This is a genomic window from Streptococcus mitis B6 (genome assembly GCF_000027165.1).
GTDB classification, from domain to species: Bacteria; Bacillota; Bacilli; order Lactobacillales; family Streptococcaceae; genus Streptococcus; species Streptococcus mitis_AR.
Window position 1 is genome coordinate 1,222,715 of sequence record NC_013853.1, and the last position, 15,342, is coordinate 1,238,056.

Below are 15,342 nucleotides of genomic sequence, written 5' to 3' on the forward strand. Positions count from 1 at the left end.
TCCAGCACTTATACTTCCCACTTAAACACGGTTTTAAAGGCTGTGTTTAAATCGGTCGCAAAGATACGATGAATATCTTTAATTTCTCTTACAGGTTCTTCTAGAAAAAGGATATTTTTAAGACGATTGGCAAATTTCTTGACTTCCATCATTTGAATTGCATTTTCAAAATCAATGCGCCCAGAACGAGAGGAACCAACCAAGAGCAAGCCCTTTTCTAAGGCATCGCGTGTATTGAGATTGACTTTATATTCGCTAACGCCCATCATGAGAATCGTTCCCTGAGGACGAATGTAGCGAATCAAGTCATTTATAGCTGGTCCAGTACCATCACCACCACAACACTCAAAAGCATGGTCAAAGGCCAAATCTTCAGGAATATTATCAGTAATATAGCATTCTTTGGCAAATGAGAAGAGTTCCAACTTTTCCCAATGACGACCAATAACCACAATCTCTGCTTCTGGCAAAGTATAGTTGATAATATTAGCAACTACAAAAGCTAAACTTCCATCTCCGATAACGGCGATTCGGTTCCGCTTGCTATGAGCAAGAGTCAATAAGCGATTCATAGCATGCATGCCGACACTAACAAACTCTGTAATGGCTGCAACCGTATCTTCGATAGCATCATAAGCCACCACACGGTCTTTAGGAAGAGAAACAAACTCTCTCATAAAGCCATCAAATCCACTAGACAAGAAATGTGTCCCTGTCATGTAGTTTTCATAGAATTCTTTATCACTCTGCATAGGAGGCTGATTAGGAATCATGACAACTTTTTGCCCAACCTCATAAGTTCCTGTCGGATCAGAAATAACGGTTCCACATGATTCGTGAATCATTGCCATTGGAAGTTTTTTATTCAAAATCTTTGGATCACGTTTTCCTTGGTAGTAACGTTGATCCGCATGACAGACAGCCATGTAGTTAGGGCGGATGAGGATATGATTCTCTTGGTCGATATCCTCTTCCTGGTATTTGACATTGATAAACTTGGGCTTAGTCAGTTGATAAATTTGATTAATCATATCACTAGTCTTTCTCAATCATACTTTTTGCAATCTTCAAATCTGTCACTGTTGTGATTTTTAGGTTTGAGTATTCCCCATTAGCCAAGGCCACATCTTTTCCTTTAATGACGAAGATTTTACATGCATCTGTTAAGATTTCCTTCTCTTCAACAGAGAGAGAGCCGTAAAGATCCATGAAGTCCTTGCAACGGAATGTTTGAGGTGTTTGTCCTTGATAGAGGTGAGCACGATTTGGAATATCTGTAATGAATTGACCGTTAGTACTTTCAACGATAGTATCAACAGCTTCTACCACTGTGTCCACTGCGTCATGATTTTGAGCAAGTTGGATATTGTCCTGAATCATGCGAAGCGTAATAAATGGGCGAACAGAATCGTGGGTAATAACGATATCCTCTGGAGTAAGCGGACGATAAGCATCAATGGCTTCAATGATTTTCTCAATACTTGTATTGCGGTCAGCACCACCTTTTGTAATGATAATACGATCCTTATGAAGAGGTAGATATTTATCTACAAGATCCTCTGCATGAGAAACCCAGTCTCCATGAACCCCAACTACAATTTTTTCAATACTTGGTTCCAAGACAAATTTTTCAATTGTATGAATCAAAATAGGTCGATCACCTAGCTCTAAAAATTGTTTTGGCAAGTTACTGATCCCCATGCGTGTGCCAGTTCCACCAGCAAGAATTCCTGCATAAATCATCTATTTTCTCCTTTGTCTTACTAAAAAAACTTATTCTCTCTATTATACCACAATCTAGTCCTATCTTGAAAGAAATACCGGCCCTCCCGTTCTAGAATAGGAGGATTAAGCAGTTCTATTATTCAAAGAAACTAGTCCATTTCTAGTAATGATTAGGAATTCTGTAGTCATTACCAATAAATGGCTGTGAAATTTTAGAGTTCTTCAGAATAATATACTTTTCTTAAAGAAAGCTTAAAATTAAACTTTGAAACTTCAAAGCGATTACTTGACTTATACTCAATGAAAATCAAAAAGCAAACTAGGAAGCTAGCCGTAAGCTGTACTTGAGTACGGTAAGGCGACGCTGACGTGGTTTAAATTTGATTTTCGAAGAGTATTACTGCCCTTCATTTCTTATTAGCTGACTTTATGATATAATGAAAAATGAGGTAAATTGAATGAAAAGTATAAAATTAAATGCTCTATCTTACATGGGAATTCGTGTCTTGAATATTATTTTTCCCATCTTAACTGGAACCTATGTCGCGCGTGTCTTGGACCGAACTGACTATGGTTACTTCAACTCTGTCGACACAATTTTGTCATTTTTCTTACCCTTTGCAACTTATGGAGTCTATAACTACGGTTTACGGGCCATCAGTAATGTCAAGGATAACAAAAAAGATCTGAATAGAACCTTCTCTAGTCTTTTTTATTTGTGCATCGCTTGTACGATTTTGACCACCGCTGTCTATATCCTTGCCTATCCTCTCTTCTTTACAGATAATCCAATCATCAAAAAGGTCTACCTTGTCATGGGGATTCAACTCATTGCCCAGATTTTTTCAATTGAATGGGTCAATGAAGCTCTGGAAAATTACAGTTTTCTTTTTTACAAGACTGCCTTCATCCGTATACTGATGCTGGTCTCTATTTTCCTTTTTGTTAAAAATGAACACGATATTGTTGTCTATACACTTGTGATGAGTTTATCGACACTGATTAACTATCTGATTAGTTATTTTTGGATTAAAAGAGACATTAAGCTTGTTAAGATTCACATAAGTGATTTTAAACCGCTCTTTCTTCCTCTAACAGCCATGTTGGTCTTTGCCAATGCCAATATGCTCTTCACATTTTTGGACCGTCTCTTCCTCGTTAAAACAGGGATTGATGTCAACGTTAGTTACTATACCATGGCTCAGCGAATTGTGACCGTTATAGCTGGTGTTGTAACAGGAGCTATCGGAGTGAGTGTGCCCCGTCTCAGTTACTATCTAGGAAAAGGCGATAAGGAAGCTTATGTCGCCCTTGTTAACAGAGGAAGTCGAATCTTTAACTTCTTTATCATTCCACTCAGTTTCGGACTCATGGTTTTAGGACCAAATGCCATCCTCCTTTACGGTAGTGAAAAATATATTGGAGGCGGTATCTTAACCTCTCTCTTCGCTTTTCGGACGATTATCCTGGCCTTAGATACTATTCTTGGTTCCCAAATTCTCTTTACAAATGGCTATGAAAAACGTATCACAGTTTACACAGTCTTTGCTGGGCTACTCAATTTGGGCTTGAATAGTCTCCTCTTTTTCAACCATATCGTAGCTCCTGAATACTACTTACTGACAACTATGCTATCAGAGGCCTCTCTACTTGTTTTCTATATCATTTTCATCCATAGGAAACAACTCATCCACCTAGGACATATCTTTAGCTACACTGTTCGATACTCTCTCTTTTCACTTTCCTTTGTAGCAATTTATTTCCTGATTAATTTCGTGTATCCTGTGGATATGGTCATTAATTTGCCATTTTTGATTAATACTGGTTTGATTGTCTTGCTATCAGCTATCTCTTATATTAGTCTACTTGTCTTCACCAAAGATAGCATTTTCTATGAATTTTTAAACCATGTCCTAGCCTTAAAAAATAAATTCAAAAAATCTTAGGAGTATAGAATGAAACAACTAACCATTGAAGATGCCAAACAGATTGAATTAGAAATTTTGGATTATATTGATACTCTCTGTAAAAAGCACAATATCAACTATATTATTAACTACGGGACTCTGATTGGGGCAGTTCGACATCAAGGCTTTATCCCTTGGGACGACGATATTGATTTGTCCATGCCTCGAGAAGATTACCAACGATTTATTAACATTTTTCAAAAAGAAAAAAGCAAGTATAAGCTCCTATCCTTAGAAACAGATGAGAACTACTTTAACAACTTTATCAAAATAACCGACAGTACAACTAAAATTATTGATACTCGGAATACAAAAACCTATGATTCTGGTGTTTTTATCGATATTTTCCCTATGGATCGCTTTGATGATCCTAAGGTCATTGATACTTGTTATAAACTGGAAAGTTTTAAACTTCTGTCTTTCAGTAAACATAAAAATATTGTCTATAAGGATAGCCTTTTAAAAGATTGGATACGAACAGCCTTTTGGTTGCTCCTTCGACCGGTTTCTCCTCGTTATTTCGCACATAAAATCGAGAAAGAAATTCAAAAATATAGTCGTGAGAATGGTCAGTATATGGCCTTTATCCCTTCTAAATTTAAGGAAAAGGAAGTATTCCCAAGTGGTACCTTTGATAAAACAATTGATTTACCCTTTGAAAATTTAAGCCTTCCAGCACCTGAAAAATTTGATACTATTTTGACACAATTTTATGGAGATTATATGACCCTACCACCTGAAGAAAAACGCTTCTACAGTCATGAATTTCACGCTTATAAATTGGAGGATTAGGATGCAATATTTAGAAAAAGAAGAAATTAAAGAAATTCAACTAGCCCTGCTAGACTATATTGATGAGACTTGTAAGAAACATGATATTCCTTATTTTCTCAGTTATGGAACTATGCTTGGAGCTATCCGCCACAAAGGTATGATTCCTTGGGACGATGATATCGATATTTCCCTTTATCGTGAAGATTATGAGCGCTTATTGAAGGTTATTGAGGAAGAAGACCATCCACGTTATAAGGTTCTCTCCTACGACACTTCTTCTTGGTACTTCCATAATTTCGCATCGATTTTGGATACTTCTACAGTTATCGAAGACCATGTTAAGTACAAGCGTCATGACACCAGTCTCTTTATCGATGTCTTCCCAATTGATCGATTTACAGACTTGAGCATTGTCGACAAGAGCTATAAGTATGTGGCCCTTCGTCAACTAGCTTATATCAAAAAATCACGCGCAGTTCACGGTGATAGTAAATTAAAAGATTTTCTAAGATTATGTAGCTGGTACGCCCTCCGATTTGTCAATCCTCGTTACTTTTACAAGAAAATTGATCAGCTAGTCAAAAATGCTGAAACCAACACTCCTCAATATGAGGGAGGAATTGGTATTGGTAAAGAAGGAATGAAAGAAGTCTTCCCAGTTGATACCTTTAAAGAACTCATCTTAACTGAGTTTGAAGGCCGTATGTTGCCTGTGCCAAAAAAATATGACCAATTTTTAACCCAGATGTATGGAGATTATATGACACCACCATCAAAAGAAATGCAAGAATGGTATAGTCATAGCATTAAAGCTTATCGTAAAAACTGATTGAGGACAATTATACAAAGTATTGAGTGAGACTTGGAAAAACTCACTTGCAGGAAAAAATGAAGTAAATATTCCTACAACAAAACGCATAATATCAAGGCTTTTCGGCACCTGATATTATGCGTTTTCCTTATCTTAAAAACTTTTTATCCAGTCTATTATAGGAAACTGAATCTGGAATAATCCAACACGACTTCTAAAACATTGTTATAAATTGATTAAAATTCCAAAATCAATTTGTTCAGTTCTTATTTCACGCTACTATAGTTATGCTTTTTATGAATTAACCACTATTACTATCTCTTTATCAATCTTCACGCTGAAGCGGTGATTGATTTAAAACAAGTTTAAAAAATATCGAAAAGAAGCTTAATATTGAGAATAGTCAGTATGATTGCAACTACATATCCTAAGATAGTATTCCACTTTGCATTGGTAAATTCGCCCATCAATGATTTCTTAGATGTGAGATAAATCAATGGAAAGATAGAAAATGGTAGGGCAATGGAAAGAAAAACTTGTGAATAAACTAATAATTGATCCAAGGTTGTTTCTTGGTGGCCAAACAAAACAGCAACAATCATGACGGGTAGTAAGGCAAATAACCGGGTTCCAAGTCGGATAATCCATTGTGGTAATTTCATATGTAGGAAACCTTCCATGACGATTTGTCCTGTCAAGGTTCCTGTAATCGTTGAATTTTGTCCACTGGCTAATAGAGCCAAGGCAAATAAAGTAGATAGAGTCGAACTAGCTATAGCCCCCGCAATTGTAGAATCTTTTAAGGCATTATACATTTGTGAAAAGGCAGAAATATCAGATGCATGGCCGAAAAAGAGAGCTGCACCTAAGATCAAAAGAAGGGAATTGACAACAAAGGCAAGAGATAACTGAAGATTAGAATCCCATGTCATAAAGCGTACACCTTTACGAATATCATTCTTATCCTTATGATTGACTTTTCGAGTTTGTGACAAAGATGAATGCAAATACAAATTATGAGGCATAACCGTCGCTCCAACAATCCCTAGCGCTAAGGTCAACTGACTTTCATGTCCAGGAGCAGGACTTTCAAACAAGGTGGATGTTGGTAAATAACCTCCAAAAATTCCTTGAATACTTGGATGTGATAAAGTCACAAGGTAGGTGAAAATCACCAAGATTGTCAAAATCAAGGTCGTAACGATAGCTTCAATCTTTTTAAATCCAAACTTCATCATCAAAAGTAAAAGAAATACATCTAGAATGGTTAACAGAATCGCTACCATGATTGGAATCTTAAATAGAAGATTGAGAGCAATCGCAGAACCTAGAACTTCTGCCAGGTCTGTTGCCATCAAGGCTAGTTCCAAAATAACCCACAGACTATAACGAAGCCACTTTGGTGAATGATAAGCCGTCGCTTGTGCTAAATCCATCTTAGTCACAATCCCAAGTTTTCCTGCCATTTGTTGCAATTGCATAGCAATAAGGGAAGAAATCAAGATGACAAACAAGAGGCTGTATTTGTAGGTTGCACCTCCAACAACACTGGTAATCCAGTTTCCCGGATCCATATAGCCTACAGCTACTAGAGCGCCCGGGCCTAAAAAAGCCCTTAGATTTTGCCAAAAGCGGTTATTATTTGGAGTATCAATAGATTGATTAATCTCAGAAAGTGAGACCTTTTCATAAGAAGACATACATATTTACCTCTTTCTAATATGCTCTTTTGATATGATGTTGAAAAATAGATTTTAAAATGGTTCCTAACTTTTCCAACTCACTCTTATTATATCATAAAAATGCTACAAAGTCTTTAAAAAATTAAGTGAGCTTAAAACAATTATTAATATTGGTTAATTTTTTGATACTCCATAAATCAAACTTCTAACTTTACTTTCTAAACCCTATTTTAATGAAAAAACCAACACCTTTCGGTGCTGGTTTTGAATAAATTGAATTTTTTCTGATCCTAAATTGCTTCTGTGACAAAACTACGGCTTTCCAATACTTTAAGCATGGCGTTAGCTGTATCTAGGGCTGTGAAGAGGGGTACTCCGTGTTCAATGGCTGAACGACGGATTTGCTCACCATCTTCGTCAGCAGTTCGTTTTGTCCCAACAGTATTAATGATAGCTTGGATTCTTCCTTTACGAACAAAGCTTGGAATATCCTTATCATCATCACCAATCTTACCAACAGGTTGGGCTTGCAATCCATGACTAGCAAAGAAGGCTGCTGTCCCTTCTGTCGCGAGGATTCCATAGCCAATATTTTGGAAACGACGAGCTAAGCCCAAGGCTTCTTCTTTGGCATCATCAGCGATGGTAAATACAACGTTACCAAAAGTTGGCAAGTGGAGGTAAGAAGCTTCAAAGGCCTTATAGAGAGCTTTTTCCAAAGTCGTATCAGAACCCATAACTTCACCTGTTGACTTCATTTCAGGACCAAGTAAGCTGTCTACCTTAGCTAGTTTGGTAAAGGAGAAGACAGGTGCCTTGATATGAACTCGAGTACTTTCAGGGTAAAGTCCATCTTGGTAGCCAAGTTCTTCAAGTTTTTGACCAAGAATGAGCTTGGTTGCTACTTGAGCCATAGGGATATTGGTCACTTTAGAAAGAAATGGAACCGTACGGCTGGCACGTGGATTGACCTCAATAACGTAGACTTTTTCATCCTTGATGACAAACTGAATGTTCATCATTCCGAGGCAGTTAAGACCGATTGCTAGACGTTTAGTATAGTCTGCGATTGTTTCTTGCACCATTTGCGACAAGGTTTGTGGTGGGTAAACGGCCATTGAGTCACCAGAGTGAACACCAGCGCGTTCGATGTGCTCCATGATACCAGGGATGAGAACATTTTCTCCGTCTGAAATGGCATCAACTTCGCACTCTTGCCCAACGATGTAAGAGTCAACAAGAACTGGGTGGTCTGGACTAGCCTTAACAGCAGTTCGCATGTAAGAACGAAGGTCTTCTTCATTTTCCACAATTTCCATTGCACGTCCACCCAAGACATAAGATGGACGAACGAGGACTGGGAAACCAATCTTGCGAGCTGCAAGAACTGCTTCTTCTTCATTTGTAGCCGTTTGTCCTGGTGGCTGTGGAATATCCAAATCTTTAAGAGCTTGCTCGAAGAGGTCGCGGTCTTCGGCACGGTCTAGGTCAGCAACCTGTGTACCAAGGATGGTAACACCCGCTTTTGCCAATGGCTCTGCAAGGTTGATGGCTGTTTGACCACCGAACTGAACGATAACCCCTTTTGGTTGCTCTAAATCAACAACATTCATGACATCTTCGAATGTCAATGGTTCAAAGTAGAGCTTATCAGATACAGAGAAGTCGGTTGAAACGGTCTCTGGGTTTGAGTTCATGATGATAGCTTCATAGCCAGCAGCCTGAATAGCCTTAACAGAGTGAACAGTTGCGTAGTCAAACTCAACCCCTTGACCGATACGGATTGGACCAGAACCTAGAACAAGTACAGATTCTTTATCAGACTTGATAGATTCATTTTCCCATCCATAGGTTGAATAGAAGTATGGTGTTTCAGAGTCAAATTCTGCCGCACAAGTATCTACCATCTTATAAACTGGAACAATCTTGTTTTCCAAACGAAGCTGGCGAACTTGGTCAGCTGTCGTTTCCCAGAGTTCAGCAATCTTACGGTCTGAAAATCCATTCAATTTAGCTGTTTTCAAGACTTCTAGATTTTGTGGATGGGCACCTAATTCTTGCTCAATTTCAAAGATATGTAGGAGTTTATCGAGATAAAAGATATCGATTTTTGTAAGCTCTGCAATTTCTTCTGGTGTGTAGCCACGACGAATTGCTTCTGATACGTAGAAGAGACGGTCATCTTGGGCTTTGACAACTTTTTCAATCAAGTCATCATCTGAAACTGCTGCAAGTTCAGGCATTTCATTGTGGTGAACTCCAATTTCAAGGGAGCGACAAGCCTTAAGAAGTGACTCTTCGATGTTACGGCCAATCGCCATGACTTCTCCAGTCGCCTTCATCTGAGTTCCAAGACGGCGTTCACCCTTTTCAAACTTGTCAAATGGGAAACGTGGAATCTTTGCAACTACATAATCCAAAGCTGGTTCAAACATGGCGTAGGTTGAACCCGTAACGGGGTTGATCACCTCATCCAAGGTCAAACCTACTGCAATCTTGGCAGCCAACTTAGCAATCGGATACCCTGTCGCCTTAGAAGCAAGTGCTGACGAACGTGATACACGAGGGTTTACTTCGATGACATAGTACTTAAAACTGTGTGGATCAAGGGCCAGCTGAACATTACATCCCCCTTCAATCTTGAGGGCACGAATAATGCTCAAGCTTGCGTCACGAAGCATTTGGTTTTCATAGTCTGACATGGTTTGCGCAGGGGCAAATACGATGGAATCCCCTGTGTGAATCCCAACTGGGTCAAAGTTTTCCATGTTACAAACAACCAAAGCATTGTCAGCTGAGTCACGCATCACTTCGTATTCTATTTCCTTGAAACCTGCAATTGAACGCTCAATCAAACATTGGGTAACAGGTGACAACTTCAGACCATTTTCAGCGATCTCGCGCAATTCTTCCTCGTTGGCACACATACCACCACCAGTACCACCAAGTGTAAAGGCTGGACGGACGATGACTGGGTAGCCAATTGTTGCTGCAAAGGCAACTGCTTCTTCTACTGTGTTGACAATTTCAGATTCTGGAATGGGTTGTTCCAATTCTTCCATCAATTGTTTAAAGAGGTCACGGTCCTCCGCTTGGTCAATGGCAGATAATTTGGTACCCAGAAGCTCAACACCAAGCTCATCCAAAATACCATTCTTAGACAATTCCATGGCCATATTGAGCCCTGTCTGACCACCAAGCGTTGGTAGCAAGGCATCTGGACGTTCCTTACGAAGAATACGCGTCACAAACTCAAGTGTAATCGGTTCAATATAGACCTTGTCCGCAATCTCCTTGTCCGTCATGATAGTTGCAGGGTTTGAGTTAACCAAAACAACCTCATAACCTTCCTCTTTCAACGATAAGCAAGCCTGGGTCCCTGCGTAGTCAAACTCAGCAGCCTGACCAATAATAATCGGACCAGAACCAATCACCATAATTTTTTGAATATCAATACGTTTAGGCATATATAAGATATTAAGGGCGTCAAGCGGACAAAGCTAAAATAGGAGTTATGACGAAGAACTGTCAGTTCTAGGAATAACTATCTTTTTAGCACCGTCCGTAGCCCGTATTCAGTTCAGCAAATACGGAGCACCCTTCTCCTTTCTATTCGTCGCCTCACAGAGCGACATTAAATAAATTCTCCGACGATTTTTTAGAGAAACGATATTTTTCGATAAAAAATCTAGTGCAGGGAGTTTTTAGTTCGCCTGATAGCGACTAAAAGAAACGACCTGTCTTTCTATTCGGCAACTCTCAGGTTGCCATTAAATAAATTCTCCGACGAGCTTTTACTCGTTCTTAGTTTGATTGTTTAAAAGCTTCCATCATCTCGATAAACTCGTCAAATAGGTAGCTTGCATCATGAGGACCAGGGGCTGCATCTGGATGATATTGAACAGAGAAAGCAGGTTGGTATCTGTGACGCAAACCTTCAACTGACTTGTCATTGATTTCTTCGTGGGTGATAATCAAATGCTCTGGCAAATCCTCACGGCTAACTGCATAACCATGGTTTTGGCTGGTAAAATCTACGCGTCCTGTGGCAATTTCACGTACTGCATGGTTAAAGCCACGGTGACCAAATTTCATCTTGTAGGTCTTTGCCCCGTTTGCCATAGCAAAGAGTTGGTGCCCCATACAGATACCAAAGATTGGAATTTTCCCTTGCACACCACGAATCATGTCGAGTGCTTGTGGAACATCTTCTGGGTTACCTGGACCATTTGACAACATCACTCCGTCAGGATTGAGGTGGAGAATTTCTTCCGCTGTTGTCGAATAAGGAACAACCGTCACGTTACAGTTACGCTTAGAAAGTTCACGTAGGATTGAGTGCTTGAGACCAAAGTCCACTAGCACCACGCTCAAACCAACTCCTGGAGCTGGATAGGATGTTTTAGTAGAAACCTGCTTAATATTGTCTGTCGGCAATACCGTTGCTTGGAGCTGGTCCGTCACATGGCCCATACTATCCCCAACATGGGTCAAGGTTGCACGCATGGTACCATGCTTACGGATAATCTTGGTAAGTGCACGCGTATCAATTCCTGAAATACCAGGAATTTTCTTGGCTTTCAAAAATTCATCCAAGGTCATTTGGTTGCGCCAGTTACTAGCTCTACGTGCTTCTTCGAAAACAACAACTCCCTTACAAGTTGGAATAATGGATTCGTAATCATCACGGTTAATTCCATAATTTCCTACCAAAGGATAAGTAAAGGTCAAGATTTGTCCATTATAAGACTGGTCTGTAATGGATTCTTGATAGCCGGTCATCCCTGTGTTAAAGACGATTTCACCTGTTACATCAATATCTGCTCCGAAGGCCTTGCCTTCAAAAACTGTGCCATCTTCTAATACTAGAAGTCTTTTTGTCATATTTTCACCTCTCGTGGACGCTCACTGGCGTCTTTTAACGTCTTGTGTTTTAGTTGGCGTTTCTACTCGCCAGTACGGATTCTAAGATTGCCATTCGAACAAAAACACCATTGGTCATTTGTTGGACAATCCGTGATTTTGGTGCTTCAACCAAGTGATCTGCGATTTCTACATCACGATTGACTGGAGCTGGGTGCATGAGGATTGCTGTTTCTTTTAAGCGTTCGTAACGTTCTTGAGTCAAGCCATGTTGGGCATGGTAGTCTTCTTTTGAAAAAACTGCACCACTATCATGGCGTTCATGTTGCACACGGAGAAACATCATGACATCCACCTGATCAATGATGTCATCAATGGTTACAAACTGTCCATAGTCTGCAAACTCTTGACTTCTCCATTCCTCAGGTCCAGCAAAGTAAAGTTCAGCTCCCAAGCGTTTCAAAATCTGCATATTGGATTTAGCAACGCGTGAGTGGTCCAAGTCACCTGCAATCGCAACCTTGAGACCCTCAAAGTGACCAAATTCCTCATAAATAGTCATCAAATCCAGCAAGCTCTGGCTAGGATGTTGTCCCGAACCATCTCCACCATTGATGATGGAAGTCGTAATCGTCGGACTAGCAATTAACTCTCTGTAGTAGTCAACCTCTGGGTGGCGAATCACACAGACATCCACTCCTAAAGCAGATAAGGTTAAAATAGTATCATAAAGTGTTTCACCCTTATTGACTGAGCTAGTCTTCACATCAAAGTCAAGTCGCTCCAATCCCAGTTTAATCTCTGCCACTTCAAAGGACTTATGCGTCCGTGTAGAATCCTCAAAGAAAAGATTGGAAACAATCGGATGGTCTTCATAAGGAAGCTGAGCTCCATTTTTAAACTCAATTCCTCGCTTGATCAATTTCATCACTTGATCGACAGTGAGGTCTTCCATGGACACCACATGGTTCAATGCTTGTTGATTTTCTGACATGGCTACTCCTTTAGCTTTCTATGCTTCTTCAGTAATCAGAACTCTGTCTTGGCCATCAAGTTCTGTCATCTCTACGATGATTTCTTCAGAACGACTGGTTGGGATATTTTTCCCAACGTAATCTGGACGGATTGGCAATTCTCTATGTCCACGATCGACTAAAACTGCTAAACTCACGCGCGCAGGGCGACCATGACCGACAATATTATCAATAGCAGCTCGGATGGTACGACCTGTATAAAGCACATCATCCACCAAGATAACTTCGCGGTCTGTCACATCAACAGAAACAAACGAAGTATCTTCTCCACTTTTAATATCATCACGGAAAGGTTTCGTATCCAATTCCACAACAGGAACTGAAAGATTTTCTAGCTGCTCCAAACGTTCTTGGATTCGGTGGGCGATAAAGACACCACGAGTTTTAATACCAGCCAAGACGATTTTGTTCAAATCTTTGTTACGTTCGATAATCTCGTAAGTAATACGCGTAATCGCTCGTTTGACGGTCAATTCGTCTACAACTTCTTTTGTCTTCATGACAAACCTCCAAAAAGAAAAGTCTCCTTAAACAAGGAGACTTGAAATATATAGCCAAGCGAGCCCTACTGCAAACAGTATAGACTTTACCCTTCTACTTTATCACGCTCCTTGCCTGCCTCACGGGACAGGTTTAAAGGAATATTTAGTTATCACTTACTATAGCACAAAGCATGCTTAAAATCAAGCAAAAACTTTTGAAACCCCATCTTATAAATTGCTAAAATCATATAACTGTGGGTAGTGGTCACACTCTGGATTTTTAGGATGACAAATGGCTCTTCCAAAATAAATCATTGCCTGATGGGCAGCTAACCACTGCTCCGGTGGCAAGATATCCATGACACGTTTTTCCACCTCAAGTGGTGTCGCTGATTTTTTGACGATATCGTGGTGTTTGCAAATACGCTCCACATGAGTATCTACTGCAAAAGCTGGAATCCCAAAACCCACACTCATGACAACATTGGCTGTCTTGCGACCAACACCTGCCAAACTCTCTAATTCCTCACGTGTCCGAGGGACTTGACCATCAAAATCGTCTAGTAACTGTTGAGCACATTTTTTTAGGAATTTAGCCTTGTTTCGATACAGTCCCAGGCGAGAAATGTGTGAAGCAATCTCACTCTCAGTTGCCACAGACATTGCTTGGGGCGTTGGAAAGGTAGCAAAGAGACCCGGTGTGGCCTTATTTACCGCTGCATCCGTTGTCTGAGCTGACAACATGACCGCAACCAAGAGTTCAAAATGATTGGTGAAATCAAGACTGGGCTTGGCATCTGGAAAGAGGGCAATGATTTCTTCTAGCACTTTTCGTGCTCGTTTTTTTGATAAAACCATTATTCGTCTCCATCAAATAGTCCTTGTAAACCAGCAAAAGGACTGTTTTCTTCTTTCTTAACTGCCTGTTGGGCTTGGTATTCTTCCTCTGTCATGATTTGCCAGTCATTTCCTGACACAAAACCTTTACCAGCTTCTTCTTCAGCCGTCAAAACCTTGATAGGAATGTTCAGCAGGATATTGTCTGATACGCTCTCAGCAAGGTCAAGTTCTCCATTTTTGATAGGCAAGACCAAATCATCATCTAAAACTTCTTGATCTAGCTGGTTGGTTGCGCCTTCCATGAAAACTTCCGTTACTGGATAAGATTCAGCCAACTCAACTGGCTCCATACTACGACTGGAAGCAAGGACAATGGTATAAGACAACTGATAATCTAAGAAATACATACGGTCTTCGTACTGTACTTTTCCAACTGCAAGGATATCTTTTACATCTAAAATTTCTTGATTACGTGCACGCAGGTCTGCGGCTAGGTCTAAGGTTTGTTCAAAATGCAAGCCTTCAGACTGCTTACGAATTTCTTGAATATTTAATTTCATACTTCCTCCATAAAGATTTACTCTCTTGATTATACCATGAAAAGGCTACAAATCAGCACAGCAAACTTTATAATTAAAATTCGATTTTTAAACATATTTACTATGACATTATTGTTTTTTAGTGCTATACTATAGGCAAGAATACATCAGATCAAGGAGGATGCTCACATGGAAGACAAAGAACTCATTACTAATGCAACCCAACTCCTATCCGAGTTAAATAAAAGTTTCCAAAGCTGCAAACAGGGTAGGGCAGATGATATTCGATTACAAGAGCTGCAAAATACTACTCTGCAAGAGCTCAAAAAAGCGGAAAAGTTGAACAACAGTATCTTAATCGATCTTGAGAAATTTTACCAACGTACCAGTCTTCTGATAGGTCTCGGGAGCCTAAAACTGAACGATCAAGCTCGTACTGCTTGGCGAAACTATGATAAATTCCATTACGAGCATGTCAAACACGTACTAACTCTTTATGGACCTGTTTTTGGATTTTAGAGATTAGAATTGTCAGTTTTCTGTTGACAAAATATCCTGAAAGGTATAGGATAGAGGTACTAATACTCGGAGGTAAGGGAGACATGAACAACTAATCTATCAAATA

13 protein-coding genes are annotated in these 15,342 nt (G+C 39.7%); 4 read left to right on the forward strand and 9 right to left on the reverse strand.

Annotated features, from left to right (window positions below; translation table 11 throughout):
* Positions 1–8: 8 nt before the first annotated feature.
* Both SMI_RS06215 and SMI_RS06220 read right to left on the reverse strand, forming a co-directional pair.
* Complete coding sequence (locus SMI_RS06215; RefSeq protein ID WP_000609910.1) at positions 9–1,031, reverse strand: ribitol-5-phosphate dehydrogenase; 1,023 nt, start codon at positions 1,029–1,031, stop codon at positions 9–11.
* Between the two features lie 4 nt (positions 1,032–1,035).
* Entirely contained in the window at positions 1,036–1,743 is a 708-nt protein-coding gene (locus tag SMI_RS06220) for a 2-C-methyl-D-erythritol 4-phosphate cytidylyltransferase (RefSeq protein WP_000638485.1), read from the reverse strand.
* Positions 1,744–2,183: 440 nt separating this feature from the next.
* Here SMI_RS06220 and tacF point away from each other — a divergent pair, with 440 nt between their 5' ends.
* From tacF to SMI_RS06235, 3 genes are read left to right on the forward strand one after another with little or no spacing between them, the layout of a single operon-like run.
* Positions 2,184–3,671, forward strand: coding sequence for a type IV teichoic acid flippase TacF (tacF, locus tag SMI_RS06225; protein WP_000835902.1), 1,488 nt, complete (start codon positions 2,184–2,186; stop codon positions 3,669–3,671).
* Positions 3,672–3,680: 9 nt separating this feature from the next.
* The gene (locus SMI_RS06230) at positions 3,681–4,484 is read left to right on the forward strand and encodes a LicD family protein (protein ID WP_000811883.1); all 804 of its coding nucleotides are present in this window, start codon (positions 3,681–3,683) and stop codon (positions 4,482–4,484) included.
* Position 4,485: 1 nt separating this feature from the next.
* Complete coding sequence (locus SMI_RS06235) at positions 4,486–5,295, forward strand: LicD family protein (protein WP_001199637.1); 810 nt, start codon at positions 4,486–4,488, stop codon at positions 5,293–5,295.
* A gap of 347 nt (positions 5,296–5,642) precedes the next feature.
* Here the strand turns inward: SMI_RS06235 and SMI_RS06240 are convergent, their stop codons facing one another.
* From SMI_RS06240 to SMI_RS06270, 7 genes are all read right to left on the reverse strand, one after another.
* Positions 5,643–6,977, reverse strand: a complete 1,335-nt coding sequence (locus tag SMI_RS06240; RefSeq protein WP_000100445.1) for an Nramp family divalent metal transporter — start codon at positions 6,975–6,977, stop codon at positions 5,643–5,645.
* A 272-nt stretch (positions 6,978–7,249) separates the two neighbouring features.
* Positions 7,250–10,426: a carbamoyl-phosphate synthase large subunit gene (gene carB / locus SMI_RS06245; RefSeq protein ID WP_001126083.1), complete on the reverse strand. Its 3,177-nt coding sequence runs from the start codon at positions 10,424–10,426 to the stop codon at positions 7,250–7,252.
* 337 nt (positions 10,427–10,763) lie between these two features.
* Entirely contained in the window at positions 10,764–11,843 is a 1,080-nt protein-coding gene (locus tag SMI_RS06250; protein ID WP_000166854.1) for a carbamoyl phosphate synthase small subunit, read from the reverse strand.
* A gap of 49 nt (positions 11,844–11,892) precedes the next feature.
* On the reverse strand, positions 11,893–12,816 hold the full coding sequence (locus SMI_RS06255) for an aspartate carbamoyltransferase catalytic subunit (protein WP_001293842.1): 924 nt from the start codon (positions 12,814–12,816) through the stop codon (positions 11,893–11,895).
* An 18-nt stretch (positions 12,817–12,834) separates the two neighbouring features.
* Entirely contained in the window at positions 12,835–13,356 is a 522-nt protein-coding gene (gene pyrR / locus SMI_RS06260) for a bifunctional pyr operon transcriptional regulator/uracil phosphoribosyltransferase PyrR (RefSeq protein WP_000850021.1), read from the reverse strand.
* A gap of 210 nt (positions 13,357–13,566) precedes the next feature.
* A complete protein-coding gene (nth, locus tag SMI_RS06265; RefSeq protein WP_000244448.1) occupies positions 13,567–14,196 on the reverse strand; it encodes an endonuclease III in 630 nt (209 codons plus the stop codon).
* The gene (locus tag SMI_RS06270; protein ID WP_000773210.1) at positions 14,196–14,738 is read right to left on the reverse strand and encodes a YceD family protein; all 543 of its coding nucleotides are present in this window, start codon (positions 14,736–14,738) and stop codon (positions 14,196–14,198) included. The genes nth and SMI_RS06270 overlap by 1 nt, the downstream gene beginning before the upstream one ends.
* 168 nt (positions 14,739–14,906) lie before the next feature.
* Here SMI_RS06270 and SMI_RS06275 point away from each other — a divergent pair, with 168 nt between their 5' ends.
* Positions 14,907–15,236 carry a hypothetical protein gene (locus tag SMI_RS06275; protein WP_000389565.1) on the forward strand — a complete coding sequence of 110 codons (330 nt, stop codon included), beginning with the start codon at positions 14,907–14,909 and terminating at the stop codon, positions 15,234–15,236.
* Positions 15,237–15,342 lie beyond the last annotated feature (106 nt).

Bases quoted from the DNA above. Each gene is read 5' to 3' on its own strand.
- SMI_RS06215 (WP_000609910.1), bottom strand. From the start codon at position 1,031: ATGATTAATCAAATTTATCAACTGACTAAGCCCAAGTTTATCAATGTC.
- SMI_RS06220 (WP_000638485.1), bottom strand. From the start codon at position 1,743: ATGATTTATGCAGGAATTCTTGCTGGTGGAACTGGCACACGCATGGGG.
- tacF (WP_000835902.1), top strand. From the start codon at position 2,184: ATGAAAAGTATAAAATTAAATGCTCTATCTTACATGGGAATTCGTGTC.
- SMI_RS06230 (WP_000811883.1), top strand. From the start codon at position 3,681: ATGAAACAACTAACCATTGAAGATGCCAAACAGATTGAATTAGAAATT.
- SMI_RS06235 (WP_001199637.1), top strand. From the start codon at position 4,486: ATGCAATATTTAGAAAAAGAAGAAATTAAAGAAATTCAACTAGCCCTG.
- SMI_RS06240 (WP_000100445.1), bottom strand. From the start codon at position 6,977: ATGTCTTCTTATGAAAAGGTCTCACTTTCTGAGATTAATCAATCTATT.
- carB (WP_001126083.1), bottom strand. From the start codon at position 10,426: ATGCCTAAACGTATTGATATTCAAAAAATTATGGTGATTGGTTCTGGT.
- SMI_RS06250 (WP_000166854.1), bottom strand. From the start codon at position 11,843: ATGACAAAAAGACTTCTAGTATTAGAAGATGGCACAGTTTTTGAAGGC.
- SMI_RS06255 (WP_001293842.1), bottom strand. From the start codon at position 12,816: ATGTCAGAAAATCAACAAGCATTGAACCATGTGGTGTCCATGGAAGAC.
- pyrR (WP_000850021.1), bottom strand. From the start codon at position 13,356: ATGAAGACAAAAGAAGTTGTAGACGAATTGACCGTCAAACGAGCGATT.
- nth (WP_000244448.1), bottom strand. From the start codon at position 14,196: ATGGTTTTATCAAAAAAACGAGCACGAAAAGTGCTAGAAGAAATCATT.
- SMI_RS06270 (WP_000773210.1), bottom strand. From the start codon at position 14,738: ATGAAATTAAATATTCAAGAAATTCGTAAGCAGTCTGAAGGCTTGCAT.
- SMI_RS06275 (WP_000389565.1), top strand. From the start codon at position 14,907: ATGGAAGACAAAGAACTCATTACTAATGCAACCCAACTCCTATCCGAG.